The sequence below is a fragment of the Mesorhizobium sp. P2_E7 genome, from assembly GCF_056403855.1.
In genome coordinates, this window is the sequence record NZ_JBFUER010000008.1 from 1 (window position 1) to 16,235 (window position 16,235).

Here is a 16,235-nt window from a genome sequence, read left to right on the forward strand (position 1 = left end):
AGCCCATTGGCAGATCGAGAACGGCCTGCATTGGATGCTCGATGTTCATCTGGATGAGGACCTCAGCCGCGCCCGCAAAGACAACGCCCCTGCCAACACCGCGCTCCTAAACCGTCTCGCCAGGAACATCCTCCAACTCGCCGATGCAGACAAAGTCCCCATCAGCCATCGCATCAAGAAATGCGCTTGGAATGACGACTATCTCATCAACGCTCTAAGCCATATGCGATAGCCCTGCCCCTTGAGGGGAGATGTCGCCGAAGGCGACAGAGGGGGTCGTCTCGCGTGAAGCACTAGCCTCGTTACGCGGCGAAAGACGATGTAGGCGCTTCATGCGCAAGGACCCCCTCCGGCCGCTTCGCGGCCACCTCCCCCTCGAGGGGGGAGGGTGCGCCAGCGGCAGATTGCCGCTGCGGAAGCCCCTTCTTCGCAGCCCCGACCAAAGCAGTGTTTGCAACAGCTTCGCTCCGCTGGTAAAAGATTTTTACCAGTCAAGCGGAGGACGCTGCCGATGTCCGGCCTTGTCATGCCCAAGCCAGACGACGCCACGCTGCGCCGGCGCGGCGAGATTGTTGCCGACATGCGCATCATCGTGCCGGGCGAGGGGGTTGTCGACGCCACCAACGAAATGCGCGCCTTCGAGAGCGACGGTCTCACCGCCTACCGGCAATTGCCGCTGGTCGTCGTGCTGCCCGAGACGGTGGCGCAGGTGTCGCGCATCCTGAAATATTGCAACGACCGCAACATCCGCGTCGTGCCGCGCGGCTCCGGCACCTCGCTCTCCGGCGGCGCGCTGCCGCTCGAAGATGCCGTGCTTCTGGTTATGAGCCGCTTCAACCGTATCCTCGCGATCGACTGTCCCGACCGCGTCGTCGTAGCCCAGCCCGGCGTCACCAATCTCGGCATCACCACCGCCGTCGAACAGGAGGGCTTTTATTATGCCCCTGATCCATCCTCCCAGATCGCCTGCTCGATCGGCGGCAATGTCGCGGAAAACTCGGGCGGCGTGCACTGCCTGAAATACGGCCTGACCGCCAACAATGTGCTGGGGATCGAGATGGTGCTGATGAACGGTGAGGTGGTGCGGCTCGGCGGCAATCATCTCGACAGTGAAGGCTACGACCTGCTCGGTGTCATGACCGGCTCGGAAGGCCTGCTCGGCGTCGTCACCGAAGTCACCGTGCGCATCCTGAAGAAGCCGGAGACGGCACGCGCGCTGCTGATCGGTTTTCCGACCAGCGAGCAGGGCGGCCAGTGCGTCGCCGACATTATCGGCGCCGGCATCATTCCGGGCGGCATGGAGATGATGGACCGCCCGGCGATCCATGCGGCGGAAGACTTCGTCCATGCCGGCTACCCCCTCGATGTCGAGGCGCTGCTCATCGTCGAACTCGACGGGCCTGGCGTCGAGGTCGATCATTTGATCGGCCTGGTCGAGGCGATCGCCTACAGGAACGGCTCCACCACCTGCCGCATCTCGCAGTCGGAGCAGGAGCGGCTGAGTTTCTGGGCTGGCCGCAAGGCAGCCTTCCCCGCGGTCGGCCGCATCTCGCCCGACTATTACTGCATGGACGGCACCATCCCGCGCAAGGAACTGCCGAAGGTGCTCGCCGGCATGCGTGAATTGTCGGAAAAATACGGGCTCGGCGTCGCCAATGTCTTCCATGCCGGCGACGGCAATTTGCACCCGCTGATCCTCTACGACGCGAATGTGCCGGGCGAACTCGACAAGGCGGAAAGCTTTGGCGCCGACATCTTGCGGCTCTGCGTCAAGGTCGGCGGCGTCCTGACCGGCGAGCACGGCGTCGGCGTCGAGAAGCGCGACCTGATGCCGGAAATGTTCAACCAGATCGACCTCGACCAGCAAATGCGCGTCAAATGCGCCTTCGACCCCAACCATCTGCTCAACCCCGGAAAAGTGTTCCCGCAACTGCGCAGATGCGCCGAGCTTGGACGCATGCATGTGCATCGCGGGCAGGTGGCCTTTCCGGATATTCCGAGGTTTTGATGGGGGCCTCTCAAAACTTGGGTTCCTCGCCCCCGCAAAGCGGGGGAGAGGTGGCTCGGGCGAAGCCCGAGACGGAGAGGGGGACGCCCGATGCGCCGAGCCGCCGCTCGCCTGAAAAGATCGCCCGTGCACGCGAACTTCGCCAAGGCGACAATCAGGCCGAGGCCGCCCTCTGGAACGAACTGAAAGCCAAGAGACTGGGTGGATACAAGTTCGTGCGCCAGATGCCCATCGGTCCGTATTTCGCGGATTTTGCTTGTCGAAGCCAAAAGCTGATTGTGGAGTTGGACGGCAGCCAGCACGCTGAAAGCAGTTACGACAGGCGACGCGATGAGTTTATGCGTGGCGAAGGCTTCTCGGTGTTGCGCTTCTGGAATCTTGATGCATTGAAGAACACGAGGAGCGTTTGCGAAACGATCCTTGCGGCGCTGGAAGGGCGGCTTGCCGAAGACGTAGTTGCTGCGGACCTCAGGTTCGTTTTTGCCAGGAAGACGGGAGATAGTGCTTTATGACGGCCCCCTCTCCGTCTCGGGCTTCGCCCGAGCCACCTCTCCCCCGCCTTGCGGGGGCGAGGAACCCAAGTTCTGTCGAGGCCTGACGTGTTGTTCAAACAATCCTCGCTGGACAAGATCGCACGCAATGAGGTGACACTCGCCTTCCGCCGCTGGAAGCGGCCGACGGTCAAGGCCGGCGGGCGGGTGAGGACGGCATTGGGCGTGGTGCGGATCGGTGGCATTACCATCGTGGAGATGACCGAACTGATCGAGAAGGATGCGATCTCCGCGGGCTTTGCCACGCTTGCGGCCCTCCGGCAGATGCTTGGCCCGGATGACGGCACCCCGGTCTACCGCATCGAGCTCAACGGCATCGAAGCCGACGAGCGCGTTGCCTTGCGCGACGAGGCGCTGCTGTCTAATGCGGACTGGCATGCACTCACCGCCCGCTTTGCGCGCTGGGACAAGACGGCTCCTGGCTATTTTCCGTCGATCCTGCAGGCAATCGCCGCGCACCCGGAAGTGCGGGCGGCGACCCTGGCTGCCAATGCCGGCGTCGAGACGCTGAAATTCAAACAGGACGTTCGCAAGCTCAAGGAACTCGGCCTCACCGAGAGTCTTGAGGTCGGCTACCGTCTGTCGCCAAGAGGCGAGGCGGTGCTCGGAAAACTGCGGGAACACAGGCTTTGACCACTTTTACACCCACCTCATCGGCCGAAGTTCTCGCCACCGTGCAATGGGCGGCGGCGGAAGAGACGCCGCTGGAAACCATTGGCCACGGCTCCAAGCGCGGCATTGGCCGGCCGCAGCAGAGCGAGCACACGCTCGACCTATCGAAGCTCACCGGCGTCACCCTCTATGAGCCCGCCGAATTGGTGCTGTCGGCGAAAGCCGGCACGCCGCTGTCCGAGATCGAAAGCCTGCTTGCGCAGAACGGCCAGCAGCTCGCCTTCGAGCCGATGGATTACGGGCCGTTGCTCGGTGGCGCGCCCGGCAAAGGCACGATCGGCGGCGTGCTTGCCGCGAACCTGTCCGGTCCCCGCCGGCTGAAGGCGGGCGCCGCACGCGACCACATCCTCGGCATCAATGCGGTGGCCGGGCGTGGCGAGGCCTTCAAGTCCGGCGGCCGCGTCGTCAAGAATGTCACCGGCTACGATTTGTCGAAGCTGATGGCCAACAGCTGGGGCACGCTCGCCGTGTTTACCGACGTCACCTTCAAGGTGCTGCCGGCGGCCGAGACCGAGGTCACGCTTGCCGTCCGCGGCCTGCTCGACGATGCAGCGGCAAGCGCCATGGCGCTGGCGCTCGGCTCCAGCGCCGAAGTGTCGAGTGCGGCCCACCTGCCCGAGCGCATCGCTGCGCGCGTTGCCGGCGGCGCGCTTGGTGCAGACGCCGCGACACTGCTGCGCGTCGAAGGGTTCGGTCCGTCGGTCGCCTATCGCATCGGCGCGCTGAAGACCCTTTTGAAAAACGCCGGTCTGCTGCAGGAGATTGCGGGCGAAGCCTCGCATGCCGTCTGGCGTGACATCAGGGATTGCGCGCCCTTCGTCGATGGTAGCGAAAAGCCGGTCTGGCGTGTCTCCATGGCACCCTCCCAGGCCCATCAGATGGTGCTGACATTGCGCATGCAGATCGGTGTCAGCGCCTTCTACGACTGGCAGGGCGGACTGGTCTGGCTGCGCATGGAGGAGGGCGACCCCGAGGCCGGCCTGCTGCGCGGGCTGATCCGAAAACATGGCGGCGGCCACGCGACATTGGTGCGCGCCGCGCCTGCCCATCGCGCCGCCGTGCCGGTGTTCGAGCCGCAGGCGCCGCATCTGGCGGCGCTGTCGGCAAGGCTCAAGGCCGAGTTCGATCCCAAGGCCATCCTCAACCCCGGCCGCATGACCCAGAGCTAGATTATGCAGACCAATTTCTCCCTTGCCCAACTAGCTGATCCCCATGTTGCGGAATCGGAGAAGATCCTGCGCAAATGCGTCCATTGCGGCTTCTGCACCGCCACCTGCCCGACCTATGTCACGCTCGGCAATGAGCTGGATTCACCACGCGGGCGCATTTACCTGATCAAGGACATGCTGGAGAACGGCCGCCACGCCGACAAGGAGATCGTCACCCATATCGACCGCTGCCTGTCCTGCCTTGCCTGCATGACCACCTGCCCGTCGGGCGTCAACTACATGCATCTGGTCGACCATGCCCGCGCTCATATCGAGGAGACTTACAGGCGGCCACTGCTCGACCGGCTGACCCGCGCCATGCTGGCCTTCGTGCTGCCCTATCCCGCGCGCTTTCGCACCGCGCTGAAACTGGCGAGAGTGGGCAAGCCGTTCATCGGCCTGTTCGAAAAACTGCCGGCCCTGAAGCCGCTCGGCGCGATGCTGAAGCTGGCGCCGGCCTCGATCCCGGCGGCCTCGCCGATGGCTTCTCCCGGCATCCATGCCGGGCAGGGGACGAAAAAGGGCCGCGTCGCCATTCTTACCGGCTGTGCGCAATCGGTGCTCGATCCCGCCATCAACGAGACGACGATTGCACTGCTGACCAGGCTTGGCGTCGAGGTGGTGGTGCCCAAGGGCGAGGCCTGCTGCGGTGCGCTGGTGCATCATATGGGGCGCGAGGCGGCCGCCCTTGCCTCGGCACGGCAGAATGTCGATGCCTGGACGCGTGCCATCGACCAGGGCGGGCTCGACGCCATCGTCATCACCGCGTCGGGTTGCGGCACCACCATCAAGGATTACGGCTTCATGCTGCGCCTCGATCCGGCCTATGCTGAGAAGGCCGCGAAGGTCTCCGCGCTGGCCAAAGACATCACCGAATATCTCTCTGGTCTCGACCTGCCGGAGCCGGTGCGCAAGCCGGGCACCATTGTCGCCTATCACTCTGCCTGTTCGATGCAGCATGGCCAGAAGATCACCCGCCAGCCGAAGGAGTTGCTGGCCAAAGCCGGCTTCGTCGTGCGCGAGCCGCGCGAGAGCCATCTGTGCTGCGGCTCGGCCGGCACCTACAACATCCTGCAGCCGGAGATTTCGGCAAAGCTGCGCGATCGCAAGGTCAGGAATATCGAGGCGACGGGTGCGGAAATCGTCGCCACCGGCAACATCGGCTGCATCACCCAGATCGCCTCGGCCGCAAAGCTGCCTGTGGTGCACACGATCAAGCTGCTGGACTGGGCCTATGGCGGGCCGAAGCCGGAAGGTGTTTCCGAGGAAAAGCTGGTCGCGGCTGAGTAAGGCTGCGTGCCGCTCCGAGGGTTGCGCCAGCCCCCTCTCCGTCTCGGGCTTCGCCCGAGCCACCTCTCCCCCATTTCATGGGGGCGAGGAAACGCTAATAGCAAAGGTCGCGCCTTTACAAGCTTGGGTTCCTCGCCCCCGCGAGAGCGGGGGAGAGGTGGCTCGGCGAAGCCGAGACGGAGAGGGGGAGCGCCCTATGCGATTGTCCGGTCCCGGGCGAGCGAACTGCTGCTGCCCTATCTTACTCCGCCGCCAGCCTGTCCACCGTTCCATACGTCGCCTGGTAGCGCGCACGCTGGCGGCTGAGCGCGACCATTGTGTTGCGCAGCAGGATCGCCACGGTGATCGGGCCGACGCCGCCCGGCACAGGTGTGATCCAGGACGCAACCTCCTTGACGCTCTCGGTGTCGACGTCGCCGACGATGCGGCTTTGTCCGTCCGGGCCGATCTCGGAATTGATGCCGATGTCGATGACGGCTGCACCGGGCTTCACCATATCGGCCTTGATCAGCCTGGGCTTGCCGACGGCGACGAACAGCGCGTCGGCGCGGCGCGCATGCGCCGCCACCGAACGCGTCATGTGATGGCACACCGTCACCGTCGCGCCTTCGCTCATCAACAGAAAGGCGATCGGCTTGCCGACGATTTCGGAATGGCCGACGACGACGACTTCGAGCCCCTTGAGATCGAGGCCGGTTTCCTTCAGCAACTCGACCGAGGCCGCCGCCGTACAGGGCGCGAGGTCGAGCTGGTTGTAGACGATGTTGCCGATCGAGGCCGGATGCATGCCTTCTACGTCTTTGAGCGGATGCACCGCCGCCTGCAGCGTCTTGATCGGGATATGCGCCGGCACCGGCCGCTGGATGATGATGCCGGTGACGCGCGGATCGGCGTTCAGCCCATGGATCGCGGCCTCGAGTTCGCCGGCGGTTATGTCGGCGGGGAACCGCCGCTCCTCGAAGGAGATGCCGGCAAGCGCGGCCTTGGCGCGCTGGTTGCGCACATAGACGTCGACGGCATCGGTATCGCCGACGGTGATCGACACCAGCTTGGGTGGAAAACCTTCGGCGGTGGCGATAGCGGCATCCTCGCGCACAGCGGCGATGATGCGCTGGGCGACCGGGCCGCCCCGGAGATAGCGGCTGTCGTCTGGCTGAGACATGGCTGGACCTTTGCAGGGGAGTTTGGTCGCCCCTATAGCAGGGCAAATGTGGCAAGGGCAGCGTGAAAGCGAACCGTCATCCCCCTGCCGCGACGTTCTGGCGCAGCTTGGCTCGCCTGCCATCGGTCTCTCGACAAAGAGAAAGGGCAGCGCGGTTTCCCGTGCTGCCCTTTCCTGACTGGCCGCATCCCCACACGGCCCGTCCCCCGTAAACCCTCGCCGATCCCTGAAGACCTAGCCTTCTGGACCAGATGATTCGGTAGCCGACTATATCACGACCACGGTCGTTCCAACATTGACCCTCTCGTAAAGGTCAACCACGTCCTCGTTGCGCATGCGGATGCAGCCGGAGGACACCGCGCCGCCAATCGTCCATGGTTGGTTGGTGCCGTGAATTCGATATTCCGTGGTGCCGAGATAGAGCGCGCGGGCGCCGAGCGGGTTCTCTTCGCCGCCGGCCAGATAGGTCGGCAGGTAGCGGCCCTTGGCGGCTTCGCGCCTGATCATCTCCGCCGGCGGGCGCCAGTCCGGCCAGACGCGCTTGTTGGTGATCTTGTGCGTGCCCGACCATTCGAAGCCCGGCTTGCCGGTGCCGACGCCATAGCGCCGCGCCTTGCCGTTGTTCTCGACCAGGAACAGGAAATTCTGCGTCGTGTCGATGACGATGGTGCCCGGCTTCTGCGGGCCGTCATAGGCGACTTCCTGCGGCAGATAGAGCGGGTTGATCTGCGGCCGCATCACCATGCGTTTGGCCGGCGCCTGCACCGAAGCGGTGCGCACCCGGTCGGGCTGCACCGGCTGCGCATAGCGCAAACGCGGCTGCTGGATCACCTGGCGGCTCTGCCGCACGATGCCGGGCGCTCGGCCAAGCTGCAGCACCCAGGGTGCGGAAAGGTCGGGGCTCACCATCACCGGCGGCCTGTCGGCATAGCGGTCGTTGGCGGCAGACGAGGTGACGCCGGCGGCCAGAATGGCCACGGCGCCGAGCAGGGAACGCAAAAAGATCTTCATCGGAACGCACCTTGATCGTCGAACGGACGGAGGCGGAACGTGCCCCCTGTTGCGCGATCCTTGGCGCGAAGCCGCAACCGAAACATGAATCGGAATGCGTAAAATGCCGCTTTGTCAGTAAACCTTTTGGTGTGGTTACCGCCGCGTTCAGGAATCTGGTAAAGCCGCGGTAAATGCGGCGCGACAGCGCATTAACGAATGGATTGGCCATGGCACAAAACAACACCGGTCTGCTCGCCGGCCCCGACGGGGTCACCCGCTGCTTCTGGCACGGCAACCTGCCGGACTATCTGCACTATCACGACCATGAATGGGGCCGGCCGGTGGCCGACGACCGCAGGCTGTTCGAAAAGATCTGCCTCGAAGGCTTTCAGTCAGGCCTCTCCTGGCTGACCATCTTGCGCAAGCGCGAAAGTTTCCGCGAGGCCTTCGCCGGCTTCGATTTCGACAAGGTTGCCGCCTTCACCGACGAGGATGTCGAGCGCCTCGTCGGCAACGCCGGCATCATCCGCCACCGCGGCAAGATCGTCTCGACTATCAACAACGCCAAACGCGCCCGCGAAATGGTCGATGAGTTCGGCTCGCTCGCCGCCTGGTTCTGGAAGTTCGAGCCGGGGCCTGATGAGCGGCCGGCGGTCGTCGACCTCACGCATTTGCGCGCCAACCCAACGACGGCGGTCTCGGTCCGGATTTCGAAGGAACTGAAGAAGCGCGGCTGGAGCTTTGTTGGCCCCACCACTGTCTACGCCTTCATGCAGGCGATGGGCCTGGTCAACGACCACCTCGAAGGCTGTGTGTGCCGGGAGCAGGTGGAGAAGGAACGCAAGGCGTTCAACCGGCCGAAGTAGCGCTGCCCCCTACCTCCCCCTTGTGGGGAGGTCGCGCCGAAGGCGCGGGTGGGGGATCTCGGCGCCGCACCCCCACCCCGACGCTGCGCGTCGACCCTCCCCACAAGGGGGAGGGTAAAGAAACTCAAGTCGCGCTGGCTCCGGTCAGGAACAGCCCTGCGACAATCGCCGCCAGCGCTGCAAAGGCCGGATAGATCACCAGCAGCCCGGTCATCAGCGCCTCGCGCATCGTCGAGCCTTTGCGCTCGTCGGCAGTGATCTCGAACGGACCGAGGCTCGCCGTCGCCGGCGCACGGCTCTCGGCCGGCCGCAGCCGGACCTCATGCGAGCGGTCGTCTCTGATCTCGAACTTCCGTGCCGCGGTCATGGCCCCAACCCCTTGTTTCGGCGCGCTTATCGGCTCTGATTGTGTCCGCACGATGCCGCGCCGATGGCGGAATTGTTTCCTTTTTGGTGCGTTTTGTTTCGGAACTTGGTGCCCTTACCTTCTCCCCCTGTGGGAGAAGGTGGCCGAGCGAAGCTCGGTCGGATGAGGGGTGCTCCAGCTTGGCACCGACGGTGATCCTTCGCACACCCGTCATCCGTCTCGGCGCTGCGCGCCGATCCACCTTCTCCCACAAGGGGAGAAGGCAGGGGGCGCTAACCCTTGCCGCACAAAGCCGCTTCGGTTAGGACACGCCCACTTGAAGCAAGTCAGCATTCCCTAACGAAAAGACCCATCCCATGGCCGACAAATCGGAGAAGACGAAAGCGCGGCTGCCGCGCGGCTTTGCCGACCGCAGCGCCGACGATATCCGCGCCGTCGAGAAGATGATGGCGACCATCCGCTCGGTCTATGAGCTCTATGGTTTCGAGCCGGCCGACCAGCCGTTGATCGAATACACCGATGCGCTCGGCAAATTCCTGCCCGACCAGGACCGGCCGAATGAGGGCGTGTTCTCGTTCCAGGACGATGACGAGCAGTGGCTGTCGTTGCGCTATGATTTGACCGCGCCGACGGCGCGTTTCGTCGCCGAGAACTTTGAACGGTTGCCAAAGCCCTATCGCAGCTACCGTTCCGGCTGGGTGTTCCGCAACGAAAAGCCAGGCCCCGGGCGCTTCCGCCAGTTCATGCAGTTCGACGCAGATACCATCGGCACGCCCGGTGTGGCAGCGGATGCCGAAATGGCGATGATGATGGCTGATGTCATGGAGGCGCTGGGCATCAAGCGTGGCGACTACGTCATCCGCGTAAACAACCGTAAGGTGTTGGATGGCGTGCTGGAGGCGATTGGCCTTGGCGGCGATGAGAATGCCGGCCGCCGGCTGACGGTGCTGCGCGCCATCGACAAGCTGGACAAACTCGGGCCGGAAGGCGTGAAGCTTCTGCTTGGGCCTGGCCGATGGGATGGCGGCAAGGAGGGCGAGGGTGACTTTGCCAAGGGCGCCGGACTGAATGAGGTGCAAGCCGAGGCCGTTCTTCTCGCGACAGCGAAGGAACAGGCGCGCCAGGATTCCAATGTCGGTGCGAACGCGATCTATCAGGAAGGCGTAGGTGAGCTCTCGACCATTGAAGCCTTGGTCAGGGCGGCAGGGTACGGTGAAGATCGTATCGCCATGGACCGCTCTGTCGTGCGCGGCCTCGAATACTACACCGGCCCGGTCTTCGAGGCCGAGCTTCTGGCCGAGATTCCGAATGAGGATGGCCAGATCGTGCGCTTCGGCTCGGTCGGCGGCGGTGGCCGTTATGACGGGCTGGTGTCGCGCTTCCGCGGCGAGCCGGTGCCGGCGACCGGCTTCTCCATCGGCGTGTCGCGGCTGATGACGGCGCTGAAGAACCTCGGCAAGCTGGACACCACCGATGTCATCGCGCCGGTCGTCGTGCTGGTGATGGACAAGGACACTGAAAGCCTCGGCCGCTACCAGAAGATGGTCGCAGAGCTTCGCGCCGCCGGCATCCGCTCCGAAATGTATCTCGGCGGTGCCGGCATGAAGGCGCAGCTGAAATACGCCGACCGCCGCGGCAGCCCGGTGGCCGTCATCCAGGGCGGCGACGAGCGCGCCAGGGGCGAGCTGCAGATCAAGGATCTGATCGAAGGCGCCCGCATGTCGGCGGAGATCACCGACAACGCCGAATGGCGCGCCGCAAGGCCCGCGCAGGTGACTGTGGCGGAGAGTGAACTGGTTGCCGAGGTGAAGAAGATTCTGGCGGCGCAGGCCGAGGAACGAGCGAAATGATGAGCGCCGCGCTGTTCTTCCCTTCTCCCCTTGTGGGAGAAGGTGGATCGGCGCGGAGCGCCGAGACGGATGAGGGGTGTTCCAGGGAACGCCAACGCCTCATTCCGTCCAGCACCCCTCATCCGACCGAGCTTCGCTCGGCCACCTTCTCCCACAAGGGGAGAAGGGAAGGGCGCGCCTCATGACCTCCCGCTACCCCGCCATCTCCACCGAAATCACCAACCTCTTCGCCACCCGCAACACCCATGCGGTGGAGGTCGCCGTGTTGCAGCCGGCCGACCCGTTCCTCGACATGGCCGGCGAAGATCTGCGCCGCCGCATTTTCCTGACCGAAAGCGAGACCGGCAAGACGCTGTGCCTACGGCCCGAATTCACCATCCCCGTCTGCCTCGACCACATCGCCTCGCAGGCCGGCACGCCGCGCCGCTATTCTTATCTGGGCGAAGTGTTTCGCCAGCGCCGCGAGGGCGGCAACGAGTTTTTCCAGGCCGGCATCGAGGATCTCGGCGACCGCGACACGGCTGAGGCTGACGCCCGCTCGCTGGCCGATGCGCATGCGCTGCTGCAACTGGTGCTGCCGGCGCAGCCCCTGGCGATCACGCTCGGCGACCAGACCATCTTCGAGGCGGTGCTGGCAGCACTCGGCCTGCCGCGCGGCTGGCGCATGCGGCTTGCCCGCGCCTTCGGCTCGGCGCCGATGCTGCAGGCAGCGCTCGCCGATCTCGCCAACCCGCCGCGCAACGGCCAGCTTGACGACGATGTCGCCGCCCTTGTCCTCGACGGCGATCTCGAAGCGCTGTCCGCTCACATCGCCGGCGGCATGGAAGAGGCAGGCCTCTTGGCATCCGGTGGGCGCGCGCCGGCCGACATTGCCCGGCGGCTGATAGAGAAGGCCGAACTGCGCAGCGTGCGGCTGTCCAATGAGGCGTTTGCGGCGCTGAAGGATTTTCTGGCCATCGACGTGCCGCTCGACAGCGCAAGTGCTGCGCTCGAAAGCTTCGCCGCCTCTGCCGGCCTTTCGCTGGGCGCGGCGCTCGAAAAATTCGCCGCCCGTGCCAAGGCGATCGAGGCGCACGGCCTGCCGATGCAAACAATCCGCTATGATGCCGCTTTCGGTCGTCCGCTCGATTACTACACCGGCATCGTCTTCGAGATCGCGGCTGAAGGCGGCGAGCGGCCGCTGGCCGGTGGCGGCCGTTACGACCGGCTGCTGACGCTGCTTGGCGCGAAAACGCCGATCCCCGGCGTCGGCTTCTCCGTCTGGCTCGACCGCATCGAAGCGCTGCGGGGAGAGCCCAAATGATCACGCTGGCGATCCCGTCGAAGGGCCGGCTCAAGGAGCAGGCGCTGGAGGTGCTGGCCAAAGCCGGGCTTGCCGTCAGCCTGCCCGGCGACGAGCGCCAGTACCGCGCCCGCATCGACGGCACTGAGGGCATCGAGGTGGCGTTCCTGTCGGCGTCCGAAATTGCCGGCGAGATCGGCCAAGGCTCGGTCGATCTCGGCATCACCGGTGAGGACCTGCTACGCGAAAACCTCGCCGACTGGGAAGCACGCGCCGAGATCGTCGCGCGCCTCGGTTTCGGCCATGCCGATGTCGTCGTCGCGGTGCCCGGCATCTGGCTCGACGTCGACACCATGGCCGATCTCGACGATGTCGCCGCCGATTTCCGCCAGCGCCACGGCCGGCGGCTCAGGATCGCCACCAAATACTGGCGGCTGACGCAGCAATTCTTCTCGCAAAAGCACGGCATCCAGGTCTACCGCATCGTCGAAAGCCTCGGCGCCACCGAAGGCGCGCCGGCGGCAGGCCTTGCCGACGTCATCGTAGACATCACCACCACCGGCTCAACGCTACGCGCCAACCACCTCAAGGTGCTGGCGGATGGGGTGGTGCTGAAGTCGCAGGCCTGTCTGGTGGCTTCGAAGAAGGGCCGTGCGGCCGCCGATGAAGCGTTGTTGCGCGATATCGCAGCGAAGATGGCTTCCATAATCGCATAACGTCGACGCTTTCCCCCTCTCCGTCTCGGCTTCGCCGAGCCACCTCTCCCCCGCTTTGCGGGGGCGAGGAACCCAAGTTCTGCGAAGGCCGCGACCTCAACAATGAGCGATTTCCTCGCCCCCGCAAAGCGGGGGAGAGGTGGCTCGGGCGAAGCCCGAGACGGAGAGGGGGCCTTCGCGCCGTCGCTACCATCGACGGGATTTCCACAGCCCCATCAGGCTGATAGGCTCGCCATATCCCGGGAGGAGACGGCGATGGCGATCAATCTCGACGAACTGAAGAACGCCACCAATCTGCGCGGGCGCGGCAAGGGCGCGACCTTCATCGCCCCGCTCGACGGCCGGGCACATGTCTCCGGCGAGCGCACCCCGCCTTTGCTCGACAAGACCATCCCCGAGCTGTTTTCCGACACGGTCAGCAAATACGCCACGCAGGATGCTGCGGTCTTCGTCGGGCAGGACAAGCGCTTCACCTGGAGCGAACTGTCGGACACGGTCGATACACTCGCTGCCGGCTTCCTGGCGCTAGGCCTCGAAAAAGGCGACCGCGTCGGCATCTGGTCGCCCAACCGCTGGGAATGGCTGGTGACGCAGTTCGCAACGGCCCGCATCGGCCTGATCCTGGTCAACATCAACCCGGCCTACCGGCTGACCGAGCTGGAATATGCCTTGAACAAGGTCGGCTGCAAGGCGCTGGTGACGGCCGCCAGCTTCAAGACCTCCGACTATCTCGGCATGATCGAGACGCTGGCGCCGGAACTCGCCAATGCGACCCCCGGCAAGCTCAACGCGCAGAAATTGCCGACGTTGAAGATCGTCATCCGCATGGGCGACGACAACTCGCCCGGCATGTTCAATTTCGCCGATGTGCTGTCGATGGCCGGCCGCGACGAGCATGACAGCCTCGACCGCATCTCCGAAGGCCTGAAGCCCGGCGAGGCCATCAACATCCAGTTCACCTCGGGCACGACAGGCGCGCCCAAGGGCGCGACGCTGACCCACACCAACATCGTCAACAACGGCAATTTTGTCACCGCGGCGATCAAGCTCACCGTCGACGACCGGCTCTGCATCCCGGTGCCGCTCTACCACTGCTTCGGCATGTCGATGGGCACCATGGGCTGTGTCACCAAGGGCGCGACGATGGTGTTCCCGGGTGAGGGGTTTGACGCCGGCGCGACACTGAAGGCGGTGGCGCAGGAAGGCTGCACCGGCCTGTACGGTGTGCCGACCATGTTCGTCGCCATGCTCGACCATGCCGACTTCGCCTCTTTCGATCTCTCCAGCCTGCGCACCGGCATCATGGCGGGTTCACCTTGCCCGATCGAGGTGATGAAAAAGGTGGTGTCGCTGATGCACATGCAAGAGGTGACCATCGCTTACGGCATGACGGAGACCAGCCCGGTGTCCTTCCAGAGCAGCGTCGACGACCCGCTGGAAAAGCGCGTCTCCACCGTCGGCCGCATCCACCCGCATGTCGAGGTCAAGGCCATCGATACCGAGGGCGCCACCGTCGCCGTCGGCGCGCCGGGCGAACTGTGCACGCGCGGCTATTCCGTGATGAAGGGCTATTGGGACGACGCGGAAAAGACAGCGGAGGCGATCGACGCCGATGGCTGGATGCACACCGGCGACCTCGCCACCATCGACGCCGAGGGCTATTGCAACATTGTCGGCCGGGTCAAGGACATGGTCATCCGCGGCGGCGAGAACGTCTACCCGCGCGAGGTCGAGGAATTCCTCTACCGCCATCCCAAGGTCAAGGAGGTGCAGGTGTTCGGCATTCCCGATGCCAAATATGGCGAGGAGCTGTGCGCCTGGATCGTGCTGAAACCCAACCAGATCGCCACCGAGCAGGAGATCAAGAACTTCTGCGCCGGCCAGATCGCCCACTACAAGATCCCCCGCTACATCCGCTTCCGCACCGAACTGCCAATGACGGTCACCGGCAAGCCGCAGAAGTTCCTGATGCGCGAGGCGATGGTGGAGGAGTTGGGATTGGTGGTGCAGAAGACAGCTTGAGGGTCGAATGCCGGGTGATGGGGATTGCCGGCTTCGCAATGACATTGGGGTGCTCCGCACAGGCTTTCCGCAAGGTTTGCAAAAGCGCATGGGGGCTTGATGGGGGCTTGAATGACTGGTTTCGCACGATCGGTGATTTCCTATGCGATGCCTTTGGCCGCTGTGGCAATGGCCGTTGCGGTCAGAGCCAGCGGGCTGTCGGTGGATGAAGGTTCGCAGAGCGTCAGAATCCTCGTCGGAGCGCTTTCGAGTGCGATCATGTTCATCACCATTTTCGTGGTGCTCGATCATGCCGAGGCGGTCGCCCACCGTGTGGGGGAGCCCTACGGCACATTGGTGCTGACCTTTGCCGTGACGGCAATCGAAGTGTCGATCATCGTTTCCATGATGCTGCATGGAGAGAACAACCCCACGCTTGCACGTGAGTCCGTCTTCTCGACGGTGATGATTACCTCCACCGGCGTTGTCGGAATGTGTCTCACGTTTGGCGGCTGGCGCCATCGCAAGCAGGCAATTGTCCGGCAAGGGACCAGCGCATATCTGGCGGTTCTGGTCGCACTGACCGTCATGACGCTTATCCTGCCGACCTACACGCGAACCACCGATCCCGGCACATTTTCAGCAGCCCAACTTGGCCTTGTGAGCGTTCTTTCTGTGCTGCTCTATGCAAGTTTTGTGTTCGCGCAGACAGTCCGGCATCGGGACGATTTCATCGAAGAACTGGCACATGACGTTTCAGCGCGAGCCGCAACTCACGAAAGCGTCTCTTCCAGCGCTCTGCTCCTGGTGATCGGTCTGATCGGAATTGTCATGCTCGCCGAGCAGGTCGCAGCAAGTGTTGAAGATGCGCTCGTTGCTTACCAGGTGACCCAGGCTGACAGCATTGTGGGGGCAATGATCGCGGGTCTGGTTTTGATGCCGGAGGCCATTTCGGCGGTCCGCGCTTCACTCAACAATGAGCTGCAGCGCGGCCTGAATGTCGCAATGGGTTCGGCTTGCGCCACGATTGGTTTGACAATACCGGCGGTCGCAGCAGCCAGCCTGCTGACGGGACGAGGGCTAACCCTGGGGCTCCCGGAGGCTGACGCAGTCCTTTTGGTTTTAGCGCTTTTCATATGCGGCGTAAGTTTCAGCAACGAAAGGACGACGTTCCTGACCGGAATGGTCCATGCTGTTGTATTTTTTACGTATGTATTTCTGATATTTATACCTTGAGGCTTGGGTGCGATCTGGCGATCGTGACGGGAT

Annotated in this window: 14 protein-coding genes and 1 pseudogene; 12 read left to right on the forward strand and 3 right to left on the reverse strand. The window is 64.1% G+C overall.

What is annotated here, in order from left to right:
• The 6 genes and pseudogenes from AC1DYC_RS27630 to glcF all read left to right on the forward strand — a co-directional run.
• A pseudogene (locus AC1DYC_RS27630) lies at window positions 1-232 on the forward strand (ISAs1 family transposase); the annotation flags it as partial.
• A gap of 279 nt (window positions 233-511) precedes the next feature.
• Window positions 512-2,008, forward strand: coding sequence for an FAD-linked oxidase C-terminal domain-containing protein (locus AC1DYC_RS27635; protein WP_477410872.1), 1,497 nt, complete (start codon window positions 512-514; stop codon window positions 2,006-2,008).
• A gap of 50 nt (window positions 2,009-2,058) precedes the next feature.
• On the forward strand, window positions 2,059-2,520 hold the full coding sequence (locus AC1DYC_RS27640) for an endonuclease domain-containing protein (protein ID WP_477410873.1): 462 nt from the start codon (window positions 2,059-2,061) through the stop codon (window positions 2,518-2,520).
• Between the two features lie 87 nt (window positions 2,521-2,607).
• Window positions 2,608-3,192 carry an ASCH domain-containing protein gene (locus AC1DYC_RS27645; RefSeq protein ID WP_477410874.1) on the forward strand — a complete coding sequence of 195 codons (585 nt, stop codon included), beginning with the start codon at window positions 2,608-2,610 and terminating at the stop codon, window positions 3,190-3,192.
• The gene (locus AC1DYC_RS27650; protein WP_477410875.1) at window positions 3,189-4,400 is read left to right on the forward strand and encodes an FAD-binding protein; all 1,212 of its coding nucleotides are present in this window, start codon (window positions 3,189-3,191) and stop codon (window positions 4,398-4,400) included. Before AC1DYC_RS27645 ends, AC1DYC_RS27650 begins: the two co-directional genes overlap by 4 nt.
• A 3-nt stretch (window positions 4,401-4,403) precedes the next feature.
• The gene (gene glcF / locus AC1DYC_RS27655) at window positions 4,404-5,729 is read left to right on the forward strand and encodes a glycolate oxidase subunit GlcF (RefSeq protein ID WP_477410876.1); all 1,326 of its coding nucleotides are present in this window, start codon (window positions 4,404-4,406) and stop codon (window positions 5,727-5,729) included.
• 241 nt (window positions 5,730-5,970) lie between these two features.
• On the opposite strand, the gene AC1DYC_RS27660 is transcribed toward glcF, so the two are convergent.
• Window positions 5,971-6,891, reverse strand: coding sequence for a bifunctional 5,10-methylenetetrahydrofolate dehydrogenase/5,10-methenyltetrahydrofolate cyclohydrolase (locus AC1DYC_RS27660; protein ID WP_477410877.1), 921 nt, complete (start codon window positions 6,889-6,891; stop codon window positions 5,971-5,973).
• A gap of 267 nt (window positions 6,892-7,158) precedes the next feature.
• Window positions 7,159-7,902, reverse strand: coding sequence for a L,D-transpeptidase (locus tag AC1DYC_RS27665; RefSeq protein WP_477410878.1), 744 nt, complete (start codon window positions 7,900-7,902; stop codon window positions 7,159-7,161).
• A gap of 209 nt (window positions 7,903-8,111) precedes the next feature.
• Here AC1DYC_RS27665 and AC1DYC_RS27670 point away from each other — a divergent pair, with 209 nt between their 5' ends.
• A complete protein-coding gene (locus AC1DYC_RS27670; protein WP_477410879.1) occupies window positions 8,112-8,750 on the forward strand; it encodes a DNA-3-methyladenine glycosylase I in 639 nt (212 codons plus the stop codon).
• Window positions 8,751-8,874: 124 nt separating this feature from the next.
• Here the strand turns inward: AC1DYC_RS27670 and AC1DYC_RS27675 are convergent, their stop codons facing one another.
• Entirely contained in the window at window positions 8,875-9,117 is a 243-nt protein-coding gene (locus AC1DYC_RS27675; RefSeq protein ID WP_477410880.1) for a hypothetical protein, read from the reverse strand.
• A gap of 356 nt (window positions 9,118-9,473) precedes the next feature.
• On the opposite strand from AC1DYC_RS27675, the gene hisS reads away from it, so the two are divergent.
• The 5 genes from hisS to AC1DYC_RS27700 all read left to right on the forward strand — a co-directional run bounded on the left by hisS (window position 9,474) and on the right by AC1DYC_RS27700 (window position 16,202).
• Window positions 9,474-10,967, forward strand: a complete 1,494-nt coding sequence (hisS, locus tag AC1DYC_RS27680; RefSeq protein ID WP_477410881.1) for a histidine--tRNA ligase — start codon at window positions 9,474-9,476, stop codon at window positions 10,965-10,967.
• 181 nt (window positions 10,968-11,148) lie between these two features.
• Window positions 11,149-12,270, forward strand: coding sequence for an ATP phosphoribosyltransferase regulatory subunit (locus AC1DYC_RS27685; RefSeq protein ID WP_477410882.1), 1,122 nt, complete (start codon window positions 11,149-11,151; stop codon window positions 12,268-12,270).
• Window positions 12,267-12,965 carry an ATP phosphoribosyltransferase gene (gene hisG / locus AC1DYC_RS27690; protein ID WP_477410883.1) on the forward strand — a complete coding sequence of 233 codons (699 nt, stop codon included), beginning with the start codon at window positions 12,267-12,269 and terminating at the stop codon, window positions 12,963-12,965. Before AC1DYC_RS27685 ends, hisG begins: the two co-directional genes overlap by 4 nt.
• Before the next feature lie 255 nt (window positions 12,966-13,220).
• Window positions 13,221-14,987, forward strand: coding sequence for an AMP-binding protein (locus AC1DYC_RS27695; RefSeq protein ID WP_477410884.1), 1,767 nt, complete (start codon window positions 13,221-13,223; stop codon window positions 14,985-14,987).
• 111 nt (window positions 14,988-15,098) lie between these two features.
• Entirely contained in the window at window positions 15,099-16,202 is a 1,104-nt protein-coding gene (locus AC1DYC_RS27700) for a calcium:cation antiporter (protein ID WP_477410885.1), read from the forward strand.
• Window positions 16,203-16,235 lie beyond the last annotated feature (33 nt).